Raw genomic sequence first — 20,127 nt, forward strand, 5'->3', positions numbered from 1 at the left:
GAGACATGAAAATTTGTGGGCGTTGCTGTCGCTGTGCAACAATGGTTTTCCATGGCCACCGCAAAAAAGCTGGCATTTGATCGGCGTGGATGGTAAGTGGTTGTTAAAAAAGAGATTTGCCTCCGGTTGAGAGGTGAACCTGGTGAGAAAGTGTCTATGAAAACAGGTCTGTACCATCCCGAAGAATTCAAGGACAACTGTGGTTTCGGCCTGATCGCCCATATGACGGGCGAGCCGAGTCACCACCTTCTGCAAACCGCCATGCAGGCGCTGACCTGCATGACCCACCGCGGCGGCATCAACGCCGACGGCAAGACCGGCGACGGTTGCGGTCTGCTCATGCAGAAGCCCGATCAATTCCTGCGCGCCGTGGCCCAGGAGCACTTCGCCGCCGAGCTGCCCAGGCAGTACGCCGTCGGCATGGTGTTCTTCAACCAGGACCCGGTCAAAGCCGAAGCCGCCCGCGCCAACATGGATCGCGAGATCGTCAATGCCGGCCTCACGCTGGTGGGCTGGCGCAAGGTGCCGATCGACACCAGCGTCCTTGGCCGCCTGGCCCTGGAGCGCCTGCCGCAGATCGAGCAGGTGTTCATCGGCGGCGAAGGCCTGAGCGATCAGGAATTCGCCATCAAGCTGTTCAGTGCCCGTCGCCGTTCGTCCGTGGCCAACGCCCACGACGCCGACCACTACATCTGCAGCTTCTCGCACAAGACCATCATCTACAAAGGCCTGATGATGCCGCGCGATCTCGCGGCGTTCTATCCGGACCTGGGTGACGAGCGCCTGCAGACCGCAATCTGCGTGTTCCACCAGCGCTTCTCCACCAACACCCTGCCGAAGTGGCCGCTGGCGCAGCCCTTCCGCTTCCTCGCCCACAACGGCGAGATCAACACCATCACCGGCAACCGCAACTGGGCCATGGCCCGTCGCACCAAGTTCGCCAACGACCTGATCCCCGACCTCGAAGAGCTCGGCCCGCTGGTCAACCGCGTCGGTTCCGACTCATCCAGCATGGACAACATGCTCGAGCTGATGGTCACTGGCGGCATCGACCTGTTCCGCGGCGTGCGCATGCTGGTACCGCCAGCCTGGCAGAACGTCGAGACCATGGACGCCGACCTGCGTGCCTTCTACGAATACAACTCCATGCATATGGAACCGTGGGATGGTCCGGCCGGTATCGTCATGACCGAAGGCCGCCACGCGGTGTGCCTGCTCGACCGCAATGGCCTGCGCCCGGCGCGCTGGGTGACCACCACCAACGGCTACATCACCATCGCCTCGGAAATCGGTGTATGGGGTTACCAGCCCGAGGAAGTCCTGGCCAAGGGCCGTGTCGGCCCAGGCCAGATCCTGGCTGTCGATACCGAGACCGGTCAGATCCTCGACACCGACGCCATCGACAACCGCCTGAAGTCGCGCCACCCTTACAAGCGCTGGTTGCGCCAGCACGCCACGCGCATCCAGGCGACCCTGAGCGACGACCAGGGCGTGGCCAGCTACGACGCTGACCAGCTCAAGCAATACATGAAGATGTTCCAGGTCACCTTCGAGGAACGTGACCAGGTGCTGCGCCCGCTCGGCGAGCAGGGCCAGGAAGCGGTCGGCTCGATGGGCGACGACACGCCGATGGCCGTGCTGTCGCAGCGCGTGCGTTCGCCGTACGATTTCTTCCGCCAGCAGTTCGCCCAGGTGACCAACCCGCCGATCGACCCGCTGCGCGAAGCGATCGTGATGTCCCTGGAAATCTGCCTGGGCGCCGAGCGCAACATCTTCCAGGAGTCCCCCGAGCATGCCTCGCGGGTGATCCTCAGCTCGCCAGTCATCTCGCCTGCCAAGTGGCGTTCGCTGATGAACCTGGAGCGCGAAGGTTTCGACCGCCAGCTGATCGACCTCAACTATGAGCAAAGCCTCGGCCTTGAAGCGGCCATCCGCAATATCGCCGACCAGGCCGAAGAAGCGGTGCGCGGCGGCAAGACCCAGCTGGTGCTCAGCGACCGCTACATTGCCCCGGGCAAGCTGCCGGTACACGCCTCGCTGGCCGTAGGCGCTGTACACCACCGTCTGACCGAACAAGGGCTGCGTTGCGACAGCAACATTCTGGTCGAGACCGCCACTGCCCGCGACCCGCACCACTTCGCCGTGCTGCTGGGCTTCGGTGCCTCGGCTGTATACCCGTACCTGGCCTACGAAGTGCTGGCCGACCTGATCCGCACCGGCGAAGTGCTGGGTGATCTGGACGAAGTGTTCAAGTACTACCGCAAGGGCATCTCCAAGGGCCTGCTGAAGATCCTGTCGAAGATGGGCATCTCCACCATCACCTCGTACCGTGGCGCGCAGCTGTTCGAAGCCATCGGCCTGTCCGAGGAAGTGGTTGGCCTGAGCTTCAAGGGTGTGTCGAGCCGCATCAAGGGTGCGCGTTTCGAAGACCTGGAGAGCGACCAGAAGCTGCTCGCCGCCGAAGCCTGGAGTGCGCGCAAGCCGATCCAGCAAGGTGGCTTGCTCAAGTTCGTCCACGGTGGCGAGTACCACGCCTACAACCCGGACGTGGTCAACACCCTGCAGGCCGCCGTGCAGCAGGGCGACTACGCCAAGTTCAAGGAATACACCACGCTGGTCGACCAGCGCCCGGTGTCGATGATCCGCGACCTGCTGAAAGTGAAGGTGGCCGACCAGGCCCTGCCGTTGGATGAAATCGAGCCACTGGACGCGATCCTCAAGCGCTTCGACTCCGCTGGTATCTCCCTGGGCGCGCTGTCGCCAGAGGCGCACGAAGCCCTGGCCGAGGCAATGAACCGCCTCGGCGCGCGCTCCAACTCCGGCGAAGGCGGCGAAGACCCGGCCCGCTACGGCACCGTCAAAAGCTCGAAGATCAAGCAGGTGGCCACCGGCCGCTTTGGCGTGACCCCGGAATACCTGGTCAATGCCGAAGTGCTGCAGATCAAGGTCGCCCAGGGCGCCAAGCCCGGCGAAGGCGGCCAGTTGCCGGGCGGCAAGGTCAACGGCCTGATCGCCAGGCTGCGCTACGCGGTGCCGGGCGTGACCCTGATTTCGCCACCGCCGCACCACGACATCTACTCGATCGAAGACCTGGCCCAGCTGATCTACGACCTCAAGCAGGTCAACCCGCAGGCCCTGGTTTCGGTCAAGCTGGTTGCCGAAGCCGGCGTGGGCACCATCGCCGCCGGCGTGGCCAAGGCCTATGCCGACCTGATCACCATTTCCGGCTACGACGGCGGCACCGGCGCTTCGCCGCTGACCTCGATCAAGTACGCCGGCGCTCCGTGGGAACTGGGCCTGGCCGAAACCCACCAGACCCTGCGCGGCAATGACCTGCGCGGCAAGGTGCGGGTGCAGACCGATGGCGGCCTGAAAACCGGCCTGGACGTGATCAAGGCCGCGATCCTCGGCGCCGAGAGCTTCGGTTTCGGCACCGCGCCGATGATCGCCCTGGGCTGCAAGTACCTGCGCATCTGCCACCTGAACAACTGCGCCACCGGCGTGGCCACCCAGAACGACAAGCTGCGCAAGGACCACTACATCGGCACCGTCGACATGGTGATCAACTTCTTCACCTTCGTCGCCGAAGAGACCCGCGAGTGGCTGGCCAAGCTGGGCGTGCGCAGCCTGGGCGAGCTGATCGGCCGTACCGACCTTCTGGATGTGCTGCCGGGCGACACCGAGCGCCAGGGCCACCTCGACCTGACGCCGCTGCTGGGTAGCTCGCATATCCCGGCTGACAAGCCGCAGTTCTGCCAGGTGGACAAGAACCCGCCGTTCGACCAGGGCGAACTGGCCGAGAAGATGGTCGCCATGGCCCTGCCGGCTATCCGCGACATGGCTGGTGGTGAATTCGCCATGGACATCTGCAACTGCGACCGTTCCATCGGTGCACGCATCTCTGGCGAAATCGCCAGGCTGCACGGCAACCAGGGCATGGCCGCCGCGCCGATCACCTTCCGCTTCAAGGGCACCGCGGGCCAGAGCTTCGGCGTGTGGAACGCCGGCGGTTTGAACCTGCACCTGGAAGGCGACGCCAACGACTACGTCGGCAAGGGCATGACCGGGGGCAAGGTGACCATCGTGCCACCGGCCGGAAGCCCGTTCGAAACCCAGCACAGCGCCATCGTCGGCAACACCTGCCTGTATGGCGCCACCGGCGGCAAGCTGTTCGCCGCAGGCACCGCGGGCGAGCGCTTCGCTGTACGTAACTCCGGCGCCCACGCTGTGGTCGAGGGCACCGGCGATCACTGCTGTGAATACATGACCGGCGGGTTTGTCTGCGTCCTGGGCAAGACCGGTTACAACTTCGGTTCTGGCATGACTGGCGGCTTCGCCTACGTGCTCGACATGGACAACAGCTTCTTCGACAAACTCAACCACGAGCTGGTGGAAATCCAGCGTATCAGTGGTGAGGCGATGGAAGCCTACCGCAGCCACCTGGCGCGGGTCCTGGGCGAGTACGTGGAAGAGACCGGCAGCGAGTGGGGGCGTGAGCTCTCGGAGAACCTGGACGACTACGTGCGGCGCTTCTGGCTGGTCAAGCCGAAGGCGGCCAACCTCAAGCACCTGTTGTCCAGCACCCGTGCCAACCCGCAGTAAGAACAGCTGCAAGTGACGGGCCCCGTGTGCGGGGTTCGTCGGGCTTAAGTGATCGTCTTGCAGCTTGCAGCGTGTAGCTGGCAACTGCGGTAAAGAGGTTTTGAAAAATGGCTGAACGTCTGAGCAACGACTTCCAGTTCATCGAAGTGGGGCGTAAAGACCCCAAGAAAAAGCTGCTGCGCCAGCGCAAGAAGGAGTTCGTCGAGATCTACGAACCTTTCAAGCCGCAGCAGTCCGTGGAGCAGGCGCACCGCTGCCTGGGATGCGGTAACCCGTATTGCGAGTGGAAGTGCCCGGTGCACAACTTCATTCCCAACTGGTTGAAGCTGGTTTCCGAGGGCAACATCCTCGCGGCAGCCGAGCTGTCGCACCAGACCAACACCCTGCCGGAAGTCTGTGGCCGCGTGTGCCCGCAGGACCGCCTGTGCGAGGGTGCGTGCACCCTGAACGACGGCTTCGGCGCGGTAACCATCGGCTCGGTGGAGAAGTACATCACCGACACCGCCTTCGCCATGGGCTGGCGCCCGGACATGTCCAAGGTCAAGCCGACTGGCAAGCGTGTCGCCATCATCGGCGCCGGCCCTGCCGGCCTGGGCTGCGCCGATGTGCTGGTACGTGCCGGCGTGACCCCGGTGGTGTTCGACCGCAACCCCGAGATCGGTGGCCTGCTGACTTTCGGCATCCCCGAGTTCAAGCTGGAAAAGACCGTGCTGAGCAATCGCCGCGAAGTCTTCACCGGCATGGGCATCGAGTTCCGCCTGAACATTGAGGTGGGCCGCGACATCACCATGGAGCAATTGCTCGCCGAGTACGACGCGGTGTTCATGGGCATGGGCACCTACACCTACATGAAGGGCGGCTTCCCCGGCGAGGACCTGCCGGGTGTGCACGACGCGCTGGACTTCCTGATCGCCAACGTCAACCGCAACCTGGGCTTTGAAAAGTCGCCGGAAGACTTCGTCGACATGCAGGGCAAGAAGGTCGTGGTGCTTGGCGGAGGCGACACCGCGATGGACTGCAACCGCACCTCGATCCGCCAGGGCGCCAAGTCGGTGACCTGTGCCTATCGCCGTGACGAGGCCAACATGCCGGGTTCGCGCAAAGAGGTGAAGAATGCCAAGGAAGAGGGCGTGAAGTTCCTCTACAACCGCCAGCCCATCGCCATCGTCGGCGAGGACAAGGTCGAGGGCGTGAAGGTGGTCGAGACCCGTCTCGGCGAGCCGGATGCCCGTGGTCGCCGCAGCCCCGAGCCAATCCCGGGCTCCGAGGAGATCCTGCCGGCCGACGCCGTGGTGATTGCCTTCGGCTTCCGCCCGAGCCCGGCGCCGTGGTTCGAGCAGTTCGGTATCCAGATGGACAGCCAAGGCCGCGTGGTGGCCCCGGAGAAAGGCAAGTTCAAGCACCAGACCAGCAACCCGAAAGTGTTTGCCGGTGGCGACATGGTGCGGGGTTCGGACTTGGTGGTGACGGCGATCTTCGAAGGGCGTACCGCAGCCGAAGGCATTCTGGATTACCTCGAAGTCTGATCCAGCCTTATCGCGGGCTAATCCCGCTCCCACGCCAGTGATAAGGCTGCGTGGGAGCGGCGGTGCGGCGATCCGACTGGCCCCGCGATGCTTTTTGTATACAAAAATGTTTGATCCATGGCACCTGATAGACAAAACGCATGGCCATGGCCGTGCCTTTTGCGTCCGCGTCTGAGAAAATGCCCGCACTTTTTTTCCGGATGCCGACATGACTGCCCTGAAGAACGATCGTTTCCTGCGTGCACTGCTCAAGCAACCTGTAGATGTCACCCCGGTATGGATGATGCGCCAGGCCGGCCGCTACCTCCCGGAGTATCGCGCCAGCCGCGCCAAGGCCGGTGACTTCATGAGCCTGTGCATGAACCCGCAGTTTGCCTGCGAGGTCACCCTGCAGCCGCTGGACCGCTACCCGCTGGACGCGGCGATCCTGTTCTCGGACATCCTCACCATCCCCGACGCCATGGGCCAGGGCCTGTACTTCGAGACCGGCGAAGGCCCGCGCTTCAAGAAAGTCATCAGCACCCTGGCGGACATCGAAGCGTTGCCGATCCCCGATCCGCAGAAGGACCTGGGCTACGTGATGGACGCGGTCAGCACCATCCGCCGCGAACTCAACGGCCGTGTGCCGCTGATCGGCTTCTCCGGCAGCCCATGGACCCTGGCCACCTACATGGTCGAAGGAGGTTCGTCCAAGGACTTCCGCAAGATCAAGGCCATGGCCTATGACAACCCGCAGGCCCTGCACCTGCTGCTGGACAAACTGGCGCAGTCGGTCACCAGCTACCTCAACGGGCAAATCCAGGCGGGCGCCCAGGCGGTGCAAATCTTCGATACCTGGGGTGGCAACCTGTCTGCGGCGGCCTACCAGGAGTTCTCCCTGGCCTACATGCGCAAGATCGTCAGCGGCCTGATCCGCGAGCATGAAGGGCGCAAGGTGCCCGTGATCCTGTTCACCAAGAACGGCGGTCTGTGGCTGGAAAGCATCGCCGATGTCGGTGCCGACGCCCTTGGCCTGGACTGGACCTGCGAAATCGGCGACGCCCGCCGCCGCGTCGGTGACAAGGTCGCGTTGCAGGGCAACATGGACCCGACCGTGCTGTACGCCAACCCCGAGGCGATTCGCAAGGAAGTGGCGCGCATCCTGGCCAGCTACGGCAAGGGCAGCGGCCACGTGTTCAACCTGGGCCATGGCATCACCCCGGAAGTCGATCCGGAGCACGCCGGCGTATTCATCAACGCCGTGCACGAGCTGTCGGCGCAGTACCACCAGTAACCCGTGTGCAACGCAAGAAGCCCGGCCAAGTGCCGGGCTTTTTGTTGTATTAAGTTTCAATTCAGCGATCGTCGGTAATCTGGTGCCATCAAAACGCAAACAGGACCCGATCACCATGAAAACCCGTTACCTGCCTCTGATCCTCGCCCCACTGTTCAGCACCGCGGCCCTGGCCGCCGGCTACACCGGCCCCGGTGCCCAGTCCGTGACCACGGTGGCTGCCGCCAACGATGCCGCCGACGACACCCCGGTGGTGTTGCAAGGCTACGTGATCAAGAAGATCAACAACGACGACAAGTACGAGTTCAAGGACAACACCGGCACAATCACCGTCGAGATCGACGACGAAGACTTGCCAGCGACGCCGTTCAACGACAAGACCAAGGTCAAGCTGACCGGTGAGGTGGAGAAGCACCTGATGAGCCGTGAGGTGGATGTGGATATCGTCGAGATCATCAACTGATCCAAAGGCCCAATCACCGCGGCTTGTCGTGGCGACGAACCGCGGCGATTGGGCTGCAAAGCATCCCTACTCAGGCAGTCTTCGGCGCCAACCTGCTCAAATGCAACGCCACCAGCAAAGCCACCATCAGCAAACTGCCAATGAACATTCCAACCCCCTCCCACCCGGCGTAATGCCAGAACACCCCACCTACCGTCCCCGCCACACTCGACCCTGCGTAATAGCTGAACAGGTACAGCGAAGAAGCTTGCCCCTTGGCCCTCAGCGCCCGGCGGCCGATCCAGCTGCTGGCCACCGAATGCGCGCCAAAGAAGCCAAAGGTGAACACCAGCATGCCGAGAATGATCATGGCCAGCGGGTTGGCCAATGTCATGAGCAGGCCGCCGGCCATGACCACGATACTGGCCCAGAACACCTTGCGCCGCCCGAGCTTGTCGGCCAGCGCGCCGACCTGCGCCGAGCTGTAGATCCCCGACAGGTACACCACCGACAGCAGGCCGACCAGCGCCTGGTTCATATGGTAAGGCCCGGCGAGCAGGCGATAGCCGATGTAGTTGAACAGGGTGACGAAGGCGCCCATCAGCAGGAAGGCCTCAAGGAACAGCCAGGGCAGCCCGGCATCCTTGAAGTGCATGACGAAACCGTCCAGCAGGCTGCGGGGTTTCAATGACTGGGGCCGGAAGTTGCGCGATTCGGGCAGCACCTTCCAGAACACCACGGCCGCCACAAGGGCCAGGCCGCCGATCACCAGCATCGCCGTGTGCCAGCTGACGAAGTCGATCAACACGCCGGTGATCAGGCGCCCGCTCATGCCGCCAATGGCATTGCCGCCGATGTACAGCCCCATGGCCAGGCCGATGTGCTGCGGGTGGATCTCTTCGCTCAGGTAGGTCATCGCAACCGCTGCCAAGCCGCTCAGCGACAAACCCACCAGTGCCCGCGTGGCCAGCACCAGCTCCCAGCTCGGCATCACCGCGCTGGCCAGGGTCGATAGCGCCGCGCACAGCAAGGCGAAGACCATCACCGGCTTGCGGCCGATACGGTCGGAAATGGGGCCGGTGACCAGCAACCCGATCGCCAGCATGGCGGTGGACACCGACAGCACCAGGCTGCTCTGCGCGGCGTTGATGGCGAACTCCTGCGACAGCAGCGGCATCATCGGCTGCACGCAGTACAGCAGGGCGAAGGTGGCAAAGCCGCCGCTGAACAGCGCCAGCACGGTTTTCATGAAGGCGGGGGTGCCTTTCTCGATCCAGATGTCGTTGAAGGCAGGTTTGGGTTCGACGGGCAGGGGGGCGACGGCGGATCTCACGGGAGCGGTACCTCGGGGCGTTGCGATGGAAAAATCATATAGCTGGCTAATAATTAGATCCAATATATTGTTCGACCTGTTTAAGACGTTTAACGACCTGTTCGGAGCCGGCCATGGAGCTGCGACACCTGCGTTATTTCATCGCTGTAGCCGAAGAGCTGCACTTTGGCCGTGCCGCCCAGCAACTGGGCATCTCGCAACCGCCGCTGAGCCAGCAGATCCAGGCCTTGGAGCAGGAGCTGGGCGCACGGCTGTTCGAGCGCACCAACCGCCGGGTCGAGCTCAGCGAGGCCGGGCGGTTGTTCCTCGAAGAGGCCCGGCAAGTCCTGGTCCAGGTGGAAAAGGCCGCTGATGTGGCCCGCCGGGCGCAGCTGGGCGAATTGGGTGAGATGAAGATCGGATTCACCTCGTCGGCGCCTTTCACCTCGCGGATTCCCAAGGCTATTCACGCCTTTCGCCATCGTTTCCCCTCGGTGCATCTGAATTTGAAGGAAATGAGCAGCCGTGAAGTGGTCGAGGCGGTGTTCGATGAGTCCATCGAAGTAGGTCTGATGCGGCCGATGCCACTGCCCGAAGGGATCGCTTGTACCGAACTGTTCCGCGAACCTTTGGTGGCCGTGCTCAACGCATCGCATCCGCTGGCCAGCGGCAGCGAGCAGGGGCTGTACATGCAGGCTCTGGCCCACGAGCCCTTCGTGTTCTTTCCGCGCAGCTATGGCAGCGGCCTGCATGCCCAGTTGCTGAGCCTGGCGCGCCAGGCGGGTTTCAGCCCGCATTTTGCCCAGGAGGCCGGGGAGGCGATGACCATCATTGGCCTGGTCTCTGCGGGGCTCGGAGTGTCGGTGCTGCCAGCGTCGTTCCAGCGCATGCGCATCGAGGGAGTGGTGTATCGCACACTGCTCGACGAGCAGGCCATGACCGCCGTGTGGCTGGTGCGCCGCGAAGCGTCTGGCTCGGCCATGGCCAATGCCTTCGTCGCGTTGCTGGCCGGGCTGGAGCAGCCCGAAGGTGCTGGCTAAACCGCCGCGCTGGCCACATACTCGGGCATTCGTTGATACACGGAGGTCTGACATGCGGCGCGTGGTGTTCAATCAGAAAGGTGGCGTGGGCAAGTCGAGCATTGCCTGCAATCTTGCGGCGGTCAGTGCCAGTGAAGGCTATCGGACCTTGCTGATCGACCTGGATGCCCAGGCCAACTCGACCCAGTACCTCACCGGCCTGACTGGCGACGATATCCCCATGGGCATCGCCGACTTTTTCAAGCAGTCACTGTCCAGCGGACCGTTCGCCAAGAAGAACAAGGTCGATATCTACGAAACCCCTTTTGACAACCTCCACGTGGTGACCGCCACCCCCGAGCTGGCCGACCTGCAGCCCAAGCTCGAGGCCAAGCACAAGATCAACAAGCTGCGCAAACTGCTGGACGAGCTGGACGAGGACTACGAGCGGATCTATATCGATACCCCTCCAGCACTCAATTTTTACGCGGTTTCCGCATTGATCGCGGCCGATCGCGTGCTGATCCCCTTCGATTGCGACAGCTTCTCGCGCCAGGCCCTGTATGGCCTGCTGGCCGAGATCGATGAGCTCAAGGAAGACCACAACGACGACCTGATGGTCGAGGGCATCGTGGTCAACCAATTTCAGTCTCGCGCCAGCCTGCCCCAGCAGATGCTCGACGAACTGCTGGCCGAAGGCCTGCCGGTGCTACCGGTTTACCTCGGCAGTTCGGTGAAGATGCGTGAGTCCCACCACGCCAGCCTGCCGCTGATCCACCTGGAGCCACGGCACAAGCTGACCCAGCAGTTCGTCGAGTTGCATGATCTGCTGGAGCGCAGCGCCTAGATCCCTTGGCTGCGTAGCCATTCGAGTAATGACTGAAGTGGAAACGCGCCGGCCTGGCGGGTCACTTCGCGGCCGTTCCTGAACAGGATCAGGCTCGGGATTGAGCGGATGCCCAGTTGCCCGGCCAGGTTGCGGTTGGTCTCGCTGTCGAGCTTGGCCAGGCGGCAGCGGCCCGAGAGCTGCCGAGCGGCTTGTTCGAAGGTCGGGGCGAAGCTCTTGCACGGGCCGCACCAGTCGGCCCAGACATCCAGCAGCAGCGGCAGATCACCTTTGATCTGGGCGGCATAGTTGCCTTCGGTCAGCTCGAACGAGCTGCTCAGCAGCACGTTCTGTTTGCAGCGGCCGCATTTCGGCGTGTCGCCCAGGCGCTCGGCGGGGATGCGGTTGAGGCCGTTGCAGTGTGGGCAGGGGATTAGCAGTGGATCAGGCATGTTCAGCTCCAATGGGCATTCAAGGGGCACTGTGGGAGCGGGCCCCACAAAAGGGCGTCGTTCAGGACGAACAGCTGATCTCCAGGTGCTTGCCCCATTCCGGCGGTCGCTCGGCATACGCTTGCATCCCGGGTTGTTCCTCGAACGGTTTGCTCAGCACCTGATGCAGCCGACGCACTTCACTGTAGTCACCGGCTTCTGCTGCTTCGATAGCCTTCTGCGCCAGATAATTGCGCAGTATGTACAGAGGGTTGACCGCATGCATCCGCTCACGGCGACCTTCGGCATTACCCGGCTCACGCTCGCAGCGTGCCAGGTAGTCCGCACCCCAGGCATCGAAACCGGCCAGGTCGACGAAATCGTCGCGCACCACTTGCAGGGCGCCGGCCACCGGTTGCTCGCCCAGGCGGCGGAAGAACAGCGTGTAGTCCACACCGCCGCTCTGCATGCGTTGCAGCAGGCGTTCGACCAGGGCCATGTCGTCGTCCTCGGCGGTGGTCAGGCCCAGGCGGCGGCGCATCAGGTCCAGATAGTGGGCCTGGTACAGCGGCAGGAACAGCGCCAGCATCTCCTTCAGTGGCTCGACCTCGATCACCGTGGTCAGGGCCTGGGCCAGGGCGCTGAGGTTCCAGTGGGCGATTGGCACCTGGTTGGCGTAGCTGTAGCGGCCGCGGTCGTCGGAGTGGTTGCAGATGAAGTTGGCGTCAAAGTCGTCGAGGAAGGCGTAGGGGCCGAAGTCGAAGGTGATGCCGAGGATCGACATGTTGTCGGTATTCATCACCCCATGACAGAAGCCGTAGGCCTGCCAGCGAGCGATCAGCTCGGCATTGCGTTCGACGATGGTGCGAAACATGGCCAGGTAAGGCTGTGCGGCGTCGCGGCATTCGGGATAGTGCTGGTGCAGCACATGGTCGATGAGCACGCGCTGCTGTTCTGGCTGTTTCGTGTAGTAGAAGTACTCGAAATGGCCGAAGCGCACATGGCTATGGGCCAGGCGCAGCAGCATCGCGGCGCTTTCGCGGGTTTCCCGCCACACCGTGGTGCTCGAGCCGATCACGCACAGTGCCCGGCTGCTGGGGATGCCCAGCGCGCTCAGGGCCTCGGAGGCAAGGAACTCGCGAATCGACGAGCGCAGCACGGCCCGGCCATCACCCATGCGTGAGTAAGGCGTCTGGCCGGCGCCCTTTAGGTGCAGGTCCCAGTGTTCGCCGGCCTCGTTGAGGATCTCGCCCAGCAGCAGGCCGCGGCCATCGCCCAGGCGCGGGTTGTAGGAGCCGAACTGGTGGCCGGAGTAGACCATCGCACGCGGGTCGGCCTCCTCCCAGAGCTTGTGGCCGCTGAACAGCTCGGCGAACACTGGCAGTTCGGCCTGGGCCGGGTCGAGGTCGAGCAGGGCCATTGCCGAATCGCTGGCAACGACCAGGCGGGGGGCGGCGATCGGGTCGGGCAGGACCTGGGTGGAGAAGGCATCGCCGAGTTGGGCGAAGCGGTTGTCGAAGGTCAGGTGGTCAAGGGTTTTCACAGGCCGGCTCCGCGATTGGAATGATCGCGGGGCAAGCCTGCTCCCACACAGCTGCGTGGGAGCAGGCTTGCCCCGCGAGGCGGTAGGACATTGTCAGGGCGCATGCCCCCTGGCGTCCACTCAGCTCGGCGGCGTGCTGTCCGGTTTGCTGTCGATCGGGATCAACTGCTGCTTGCCGTTCTTCGGGTCCATGAGGAACACCTCCACCTGGCGCACCGAGATCTTGATGTTGTGCGCCTTGAACTCACGGTTGATATAGCGGTTGAGCTCGTCCAGCGTCGGGTTGCGGTCGCCGAGGTCGCGCACGTGCATGCGCAGCTCGTGGTCCAGCGAGCTTTCGCCGAAGTTGAGGAAGTACACCAGCGGTTCCGGATCCTTGAGCACCCGTGGGTTCTCGTGGGCGCCCTTGAGCAGCAGGTCGCGCACCAGGTCAAGGTCCGAGCCGTAGTCTATGCCCAGCTTCAGCGTCACCCGGGTGACCGTGTCGGTCAGCGACCAGTTGATCAGCTGGCCGGTGATGAAGGTCTTGTTTGGGACGATGATGTCCTTGCGGTCGAAATCGGTGATGGTGGTGGCGCGGATGCGGATCCTGCTCACCGTGCCGGACAGGTTGCCGATGGTGATGGTGTCGCCGATGCGTACCGGGCGTTCGAACAGGATCATGATGCCGGAGATGAAGTTGGCGAATATCTCCTGCATGCCGAAGCCCAGGCCCAGTGACAGGGCCGCCACCAGCCATTGCAGCTTGTCCCAGCTGACCCCGAGGGTGGCCAGGGTGCTGACGATACCGACCCCGGCGATCACATAGGACAGCAGGGTGGTAATGGCGTAGGCGCTGCCCTGGGCCAGGTTCAGGCGCGACAGCACCAGCACTTCGAGCAGGCCGGGCAGGTTGCTGGCCAGGGCCACGGCGATGCCGGCGATGACCATGGCGCCGAGCAGGTCGCCGAGGCTGATCGGTACCATGCTGGCAGCTGCGCCGGTGCCGCTGCTGTATTCGTACAGGGTGATGTTGTTGAGGTAGGCGAATACTGTGATCAGGTCCGCCCACACCCAGTACAAACCGCCGATGAAGCCGCCGAGCAGGGCCAGGCGGATCAGGCGTAGCGACTGCTGGTTGACCTGCTCGATGTCCAGGGTCGGTTCCTCCACCACCACCTCGCCATCCAGGCCTTCCTTGGCGGCCTGGCGTTTGCTCAGGGCACGCTGGTAGGCCAGGCGCCGCGCCGCGACCGACAGGCCGCGCACGAACGCGGCCTCGATCACCAGCCAGAACAGCAGCAGGTAGAGGGTGTAGATCAGCCTGTCGGTGAGCTTGAGGGCGGTGTAGTAGTAGCCGAAGCACACCGCCACGAACAGGGCGATGGGCAGGGCGGTGAAGGCCACCCCGACCGCCTTGCGGAATAACGAGGTATTCTGGTGCGCCGGGCTGCTCAGCAGCAGGCGGCTGAGCAGCCAGGCCATCAGCGCATAGCAGGTCAGCACCACGCCAATGCCCAACACGTCGTCGGCCAGGGCCGACGGCTGATGCTCGGCCACCGCCACCACGCCGACCAATGCCAGCACCACGGTACCGAGCCGGCGCACCCAGCCGCGCAGAAACTCGACCTGGGGTTTGTGCCAGCGGAAATGGATCTCGGCAACCCCGCCCGGGGCAAGGATGCGGTAGGCGGTGTAGAACACCAGCCAAGCCTGGGCGATCTGCCAGAGGGCGGCGCCGAGATTGGCGTTCTGACCACGGGCATCGATCTGCAAGGCATAGCTGCCCAGGGTCAAGGCCAGGGCCACCGGTAGTGCAAGCAGGATGTTGATCAGGATTGCCTGGGGCGTATGCCACTGGCTGTCGCGCTTGAAGTGGCCAATATCCTGATGGACCTTGCCCAGGCGCCGGTATAGCGCCTTGCGCCGCCACAGCAGGGCGCCGATCACCAGGATCAGTGGCAGGAACAGTAGCGGCTGTTGCACCAGACCGTCGCCCAGCTCCTTGATGCCGGCGCCCCATGGCAGGCTGGCCACCTGGTAGGTCAGACGTTCGGGCACTTCGCGCAGCCATTGCCAGTCCAGCGGCTTGTTGCTGGGGATCCAGAACATCTGCTCTTCCAGTGTAGTGCGCAGGTTCTGGGCGGTGCTCAGCAGCTGTTTCTGGTTCAGCTGCAGGGTGATGCACTCGTTGAGCAGGGCCGAGAGCTCACGGTTCAGCCGTTCGAGCAGATCGCCTCGAGTGATCGCCACCTCCAGCAGCGCCTTGCGCAACTGTGGGGTCACGTCCTCCTCAGGCTGGTTGGCCAGCAGCTTGTCCACATAGTTGGATGGGCTGCTCATCTGCTCGCGTTGCTGGTTGACCTCGAACTGGTAAAGGCGGATATCGGCGATCTGGTCCGCCAGGTCGCGGTCGACCTTCAGGTGCGGCAGAGCTTGTTTCTGCTTGTAGAGGATCTTTGACAGCAGCAGGCTGCCCTTGAGCACGTTGATCTGCTCGTCCAGGGCCTGGTCCGCCTGGGTGAGGCTGTCGAGTTGCTGCTTGGTGCGCAGGTTCTGCTGGGTGACCTCGTTGAGGCGGTCGGTGCTGCGCAGCAAGTAGTCGGACAGCTGCAGGTTGGCCGTGCTCTCTGTGGCCAGCAGGTTGCTGCCGCCGGCCTTCTGCGCTTCGATCGACTGGCGGGTGACGGTCTGTTGCGACTGGGCCAGGCGCTTCTCGTTTATCAGCGTCTGCAGGTCCTGGATTTCCTGTTCCAGGCGGGTGGCGCGTTCGATCAGCAGGTCGTGGCGGGCGTTTCCCAAGTCCTGCAGCACGCTATTGCTCGCCAGCTCCTGGCGGCGCAGCAAGGTCAGGGCGTTGAGCGACGCCAGCTCGGCATTGAGCTGGTTGCGCTGGTCGGCGTTAAGCGATTTGCCATTGTCCTTGCCGCTCTTGAGGCTGTTGTTGATCTGCTGGGCGCGCATCTGGTTGCTGCTGATCTCAGCCTGGGCGCGTTCAGGGCGGGTCTGCGAATTGATGATCAGGCTGTTGGCTTCGGAGAGCCCCTTTTGCAGGTCGCCCTGTTGGGTGCTGCGTTCGCTGAGCATCTGCTCCAGCTGCGGCACCGTCAGGTTGGCGTAGCGCTGCGCCACCGGCAGGGTGGCGCTAGCCTTGAGCTTGATCAGCTCGCGTTGGCTGTCGCGGATCTCCTGGGGCGCGTTGGCCAGCTGCTGCTTGAGCGCTTCGAGCTTCTTTTCGCTGTCGTCACGGGCGTTGAGCAGCGCCAGGGTCTGCTCCAGCACCTGTTGCACGGCTTTCTGCTCGGTCTCCGGCAGTTTGCGCTCGGCGATCTTGCTGAGGCTGCTCTGGATGCCCGGAGTGGTCGGGATTTCCACCGCAGCGGCGGCGAACGAGAGGGTCAGGCACAGCCCCAGCAGGGCTGCCCGGCAATGGTCACGCAGGGACATAGGCAGAGTTCTTGTGTTACGCGGCAAATCGGAGTTTAGAGGAACAGCCCGGGGCCGGGGCGGGTACCTTCGGGGAATCTGACGCCCACTTTCTGGATCTTGTTCCCGTCCATGACCGCGACGGTCCAGATCGTGCCGTGCCATTCGATCTGGTCGCCTACTACTGGAGCGCCTCCGACCTTTTGTCGGATGAACTGAGCCAGCGGCATCTTCGCGTCCAGGCCATCGAGTTTCAGGCCATAAAGTGCAGCCACCGCGCCCAGCTCGGCATCGCCTTCGAGTACGAAGTCGCCGAAGAACCGCAGGTCCAGGCCGCGTTGCGGTGCTTGGCTGAACAGCTTGCCCAGCGCCGGCAGGTTATGTTCGTGGCCGATCACGCAAAGCATGTCGCCGACCTCCAGCACGGTGCTGCCCGACGGGTGCAGCAGCTGTTCGCCACGGAACAAGGCGGCGATCCGCGTGCCCTCGGGCATCTTCAGCTCGCGCAGGGCGGCGCCGATGCACCATTTTTCGGCGCCCAGACGGTAGACGAACAGCTCCCATTCGCTGGTGACATGCACTTCAAGCGCGGAGCGGGAAATCGGTGCCGGGTCCGGCGGTACCGTGACCTTCAGCAGTTTGGCCATCCACGGCAGGCTGGTGCCTTGTACCAACAGCGACACCAGCACGATGAAGAACGCCAGGTTGAAGAACAGTTGGGCCTGGGGCAGGCCGGCCATCAGCGGGAACACCGCCAGGATGATTGGCACCGCGCCGCGCAGGCCGACCCAGCTGATGAAACCTTTCTCGCGACCATGGAAGGCCTTGAACGGCAGCAAGGCGGCGACCACCGACAGCGGCCGGGCCACCAGGATCATCCACAGTGCCAGGCCCAGGGCGGGCAGGGCGATGGGCAGCAGGTCGTGGGGCGTGACCAGCAGGCCGAGCACCAGGAACATGCCGATCTGCGCCAGCCAGGCCATGCCGTCGAGCATGTGCAGGATACCGTGACGGCTGCGGATCGGCCGGTTGCCCAGCACCAGCCCGCACAGGTATACGGCGAGGAAACCGCTGCCGTGCAGGGCGTTGGTCAGGGAGAACACCACCAGGCCGCCGGCCACCACCAGGATCGGGTACAGGCCGCCGGCCAGGTTGATACGATTGACCAGTTGCAGCATCAGCCAGCCGCCGCCCAGGCCCATCAGGCCGCCAATGCCGAACTCGCGCAGCAGGTGGGTGAGCAGGCTCCAGTGCAGGCCGGTCTGGCCGCTGGCGATCATGTCGATCAGGGTCACGGTGAGGAACACCGCCATCGGGTCGTTGCTGCCCGACTCGATTTCCAGGGTGGCGGTGACCCGTTCGTTAAGCCCCTTGCCGCCCAGCAGCGAGAACACCGCCGCGGCGTCGGTGGAGCCGACGATGGCGCCGATCAGTAGGCCTTGGATCAGGCTCAGGTCGAACAGCCAGGCGGCGACCATGCCGGTCAGCCCGGTGGTGATCAACACGCCCACCGTGGCCAGCGACAGCGCCGGCCACAGCGCCACGCGGAAGCTCGCCACCCGGGTGCGCAGGCCGCCGTCGAGCAGGATGACCGCAAGCGCCAGGTTGCCCACCAGGTAGGCGGTCGGGTAATTGTTGAAGATGATGCCGCCACCGTCCACGCCCGCGACCATGCCGACGGCGAGGATGATGACCAGGATGGGGATGCCCAGGCGCGAGGACAGCGAGCTGACCAGGATACTTGCGCCCACCAGCAATGCGCCGATCAGGAACAGGCTGTTGATGGTGCTTGCATCCAAAGGCAGGTACTCCGGGACAGCGGGAAAGGAACTTGCAACTGTGAACTAGCAGGTCGCGTGCCAATCGATTCTAACCTGATGAATTGGCAGGCTGTAAAGCGTTTCTGCAGATGTAGAAAAGGCACCTCGAAAGGTGCCTTTTCTTGTGTGGTCAGTGCTGGCCCTTCGCGGATGAATCCGCTCCTACAAGGTGCTACGCGTTTGTAGGAGCGGATTTATCCGCGATTGAGTCGGCGCAGGTCAGGCCTGCTTCACTTCACGCATCGGCTTGCCCTTCACCGGTGCATCACCCGCCACGTAGTACTTGGCGGTGCTGCGCGGCAGCGGCTTGCGGCCACGGATCTTGTCCGAGATCTTCTCGGCGATCATGATCGTGGTCGCGTTGAGGTTGCCGGTGATGATCAGTGGCATGATCGAGGCGTCGACCACTCGCAGGCCCTGCATGCCGTGCACGCGACCCTCGCCGTCGACCACCGCCATCTCGTCGGTGCCCATCTTGCACGAGCAGGACGGGTGGAATGCGGTTTCGGCGTGCTCGCGGATGAATTTGTCCAGCTCTTCATCGGTCTGCACGTGCGCGCCCGGGCTGATCTCGCGGCCGCGGTACGGATCCAGCGCTGGCTGGGCCATGATTTCGCGGGTCAGGCGGATGCCGTCGCGGAATTCCTGCCAGTCCTGCTCGGTGGACATGTAGTTGAACAGGATGCTTGGGTGCTGGCGTGGGTCTTTCGACTTGGCCTGGATCCGACCACGGGCAGGTGAGCGCATGGAGCCCATGTGGGCCTGGAATCCGTGCTCTTTCACACCGTTCGAGCCGTTGTAGTTAATCGCTACCGGCAGGAAATGGTACTGGATGTTCGGCCACTTGAATTCAGGACGGGTGCGGATGAAGCCGCCGGCCTCGAACTGGTTGCTGGCGCCGATGCCGGTGCCGTTGAACAGCCACTCTGCACCGATGGCCGGTTGGTTCCACCACAGCAGCGACGGATACAGCGACACCGGTTGGGTGCAGGCGTACTGCAGGTAAAGTTCAAGGTGGTCCTGCAGGTTCTCGCCGACGCCCGGCAGGTCGTGGACCACCGGGATATCGAGGCTTTCCAGCAGCGCGCGCGGGCCGACGCCGGAACGCTGCAGCAGCTGCGGCGAGGCGATGGCGCCGGAGGATACGATGACTTCCTTGCGCGCGCGGGCTTCGACGCGCTCTTCGCTGTCACCGACCAGGTAGGTCACGCCAATGGCGCGCTTGCCATCGAACAATACACGGTCGCTGAGGGCGTGGGTGACGATGGTCAGGTTCGGACGCTTCTTGGCCTGGTCCAGGTAGCCGCGGGCAGTGCTGGAGCGACGGCCGTTCTTGGTCACCGAACGGTCCATCGGGCCGAAACCTTCCTGCTGGTAGCCGTTGAGGTCTTCGGTGCGCGGGTAGCCGGCCTGCACGCCGGCTTCGACCATGGCGTGGAACAGCGGGTTGTTGCCGGCTTTCGGCGTGGCCACGCTGACCGGGCCTTCGCCGCCGTGGTAGTCGTTCGGGCCGATGTCGCGGGTTTCGGCTTTACGGAAGTACGGCAGGCAGTCCAGGTAGGTCCAGTCCTCGAGGCCCGGCAGTTCAGCCCAGCCGTCGAAGTCCATGGCGTTGCCGCGGATGTAGCACATGCCGTTGATCAGCGAGGAGCCACCCAGGCCCTTGCCGCGGCCACATTCCATGCGGCGGCCGTCCATGTGCGGCTCCGGATCGGTCTCGTAGGCCCAGTTGTAGCGACGGCCCTGCAGGGGGAAGGCCAGGGCGGCCGGCATCTGGGTGCGGAAGTCGAAGCGGTAGTCCGGGCCGCCGGCTTCGAGCAGAAGGACGGTGACGCTGGCGTCTTCGGTCAGGCGGGTGGCCAGGGTGTTACCGGCCGAACCGGCACCGACGATGATGTAATCGAATTCTTGGGACATTGAAGTACCCT

The 20,127-nt window shown here is 63.7% G+C and carries 12 protein-coding genes; 6 read left to right on the forward strand and 6 right to left on the reverse strand.

Annotation, left to right across the window (positions count from 1 at the left end; genetic code table 11):
* Positions 1-156 precede the first annotated feature (156 nt).
* The 4 genes from gltB (at position 157) to BMY03_RS10835 (ending at position 7,864) form a co-directional block, all read left to right on the forward strand.
* Positions 157-4,602: a glutamate synthase large subunit gene (gene gltB, locus BMY03_RS10820; RefSeq protein WP_023631239.1), complete on the forward strand. Its 4,446-nt coding sequence runs from the start codon at positions 157-159 to the stop codon at positions 4,600-4,602.
* Positions 4,603-4,709: 107 nt separating this feature from the next.
* Positions 4,710-6,128: an FAD-dependent oxidoreductase gene (locus BMY03_RS10825; protein WP_094011032.1), complete on the forward strand. Its 1,419-nt coding sequence runs from the start codon at positions 4,710-4,712 to the stop codon at positions 6,126-6,128.
* Between the two features lie 208 nt (positions 6,129-6,336).
* Positions 6,337-7,401, forward strand: a complete 1,065-nt coding sequence (gene hemE, locus BMY03_RS10830; RefSeq protein WP_023631238.1) for a uroporphyrinogen decarboxylase — start codon at positions 6,337-6,339, stop codon at positions 7,399-7,401.
* Between the two features lie 115 nt (positions 7,402-7,516).
* Positions 7,517-7,864 (forward strand): YgiW/YdeI family stress tolerance OB fold protein, encoded by a 348-nt coding sequence (locus BMY03_RS10835; RefSeq protein WP_094011033.1) that lies wholly within the window; start codon positions 7,517-7,519, stop codon positions 7,862-7,864.
* Between the two features lie 70 nt (positions 7,865-7,934).
* On the opposite strand, the gene BMY03_RS10840 is transcribed toward BMY03_RS10835, so the two are convergent.
* Positions 7,935-9,176 carry an MFS transporter gene (locus tag BMY03_RS10840; protein ID WP_023631237.1) on the reverse strand — a complete coding sequence of 414 codons (1,242 nt, stop codon included), beginning with the start codon at positions 9,174-9,176 and terminating at the stop codon, positions 7,935-7,937.
* A 113-nt stretch (positions 9,177-9,289) separates the two neighbouring features.
* Here BMY03_RS10840 and BMY03_RS10845 point away from each other — a divergent pair, with 113 nt between their 5' ends.
* Together BMY03_RS10845 and BMY03_RS10850 are read left to right on the forward strand one after the other, a co-directional pair.
* Positions 9,290-10,195 carry a LysR family transcriptional regulator gene (locus BMY03_RS10845; protein ID WP_094011034.1) on the forward strand — a complete coding sequence of 302 codons (906 nt, stop codon included), beginning with the start codon at positions 9,290-9,292 and terminating at the stop codon, positions 10,193-10,195.
* A gap of 52 nt (positions 10,196-10,247) precedes the next feature.
* Complete coding sequence (locus BMY03_RS10850) at positions 10,248-11,021, forward strand: ParA family protein (protein ID WP_094011035.1); 774 nt, start codon at positions 10,248-10,250, stop codon at positions 11,019-11,021.
* Here the strand turns inward: BMY03_RS10850 and trxC are convergent.
* The 5 genes from trxC to betA form a co-directional block, all read right to left on the reverse strand.
* Positions 11,018-11,452 carry a thioredoxin TrxC gene (gene trxC, locus BMY03_RS10855; protein WP_094011036.1) on the reverse strand — a complete coding sequence of 145 codons (435 nt, stop codon included), beginning with the start codon at positions 11,450-11,452 and terminating at the stop codon, positions 11,018-11,020. The genes BMY03_RS10850 and trxC overlap by 4 nt on opposite strands.
* 61 nt (positions 11,453-11,513) lie before the next feature.
* The gene (gene selO / locus BMY03_RS10860; RefSeq protein WP_094011037.1) at positions 11,514-12,974 is read right to left on the reverse strand and encodes a protein adenylyltransferase SelO; all 1,461 of its coding nucleotides are present in this window, start codon (positions 12,972-12,974) and stop codon (positions 11,514-11,516) included.
* Between the two features lie 120 nt (positions 12,975-13,094).
* Positions 13,095-16,400: a mechanosensitive channel MscK gene (mscK, locus tag BMY03_RS10865; protein ID WP_094011038.1), complete on the reverse strand. Its 3,306-nt coding sequence runs from the start codon at positions 16,398-16,400 to the stop codon at positions 13,095-13,097.
* 35 nt (positions 16,401-16,435) lie between these two features.
* Entirely contained in the window at positions 16,436-18,178 is a 1,743-nt protein-coding gene (locus tag BMY03_RS10870; protein ID WP_038706947.1) for a potassium/proton antiporter, read from the reverse strand.
* 240 nt (positions 18,179-18,418) lie between these two features.
* Positions 18,419-20,116, reverse strand: coding sequence for a choline dehydrogenase (gene betA, locus BMY03_RS10875; protein WP_023630708.1), 1,698 nt, complete (start codon positions 20,114-20,116; stop codon positions 18,419-18,421).
* Positions 20,117-20,127: the final 11 nt, after the last annotated feature.

Origin of the sequence: Pseudomonas soli, from assembly GCF_900110655.1 — a bacterium.
GTDB classification, from domain to species: Bacteria; Pseudomonadota; Gammaproteobacteria; order Pseudomonadales; family Pseudomonadaceae; genus Aquipseudomonas; species Aquipseudomonas soli.

Coding starts and splice junctions, on each gene's coding strand:
- trxC (WP_094011036.1), bottom strand. CDS start 11,452: ATGCCTGATCCACTGCTAATCCCCTGCCCACACTGCAACGGCCTCAAC.
- mscK (WP_094011038.1), bottom strand. CDS start 16,400: ATGTCCCTGCGTGACCATTGCCGGGCAGCCCTGCTGGGGCTGTGCCTG.
- hemE (WP_023631238.1), top strand. CDS start 6,337: ATGACTGCCCTGAAGAACGATCGTTTCCTGCGTGCACTGCTCAAGCAA.
- gltB (WP_023631239.1), top strand. CDS start 157: ATGAAAACAGGTCTGTACCATCCCGAAGAATTCAAGGACAACTGTGGT.
- BMY03_RS10825 (WP_094011032.1), top strand. CDS start 4,710: ATGGCTGAACGTCTGAGCAACGACTTCCAGTTCATCGAAGTGGGGCGT.
- betA (WP_023630708.1), bottom strand. CDS start 20,116: ATGTCCCAAGAATTCGATTACATCATCGTCGGTGCCGGTTCGGCCGGT.
- BMY03_RS10835 (WP_094011033.1), top strand. CDS start 7,517: ATGAAAACCCGTTACCTGCCTCTGATCCTCGCCCCACTGTTCAGCACC.
- BMY03_RS10845 (WP_094011034.1), top strand. CDS start 9,290: ATGGAGCTGCGACACCTGCGTTATTTCATCGCTGTAGCCGAAGAGCTG.
- BMY03_RS10850 (WP_094011035.1), top strand. CDS start 10,248: ATGCGGCGCGTGGTGTTCAATCAGAAAGGTGGCGTGGGCAAGTCGAGC.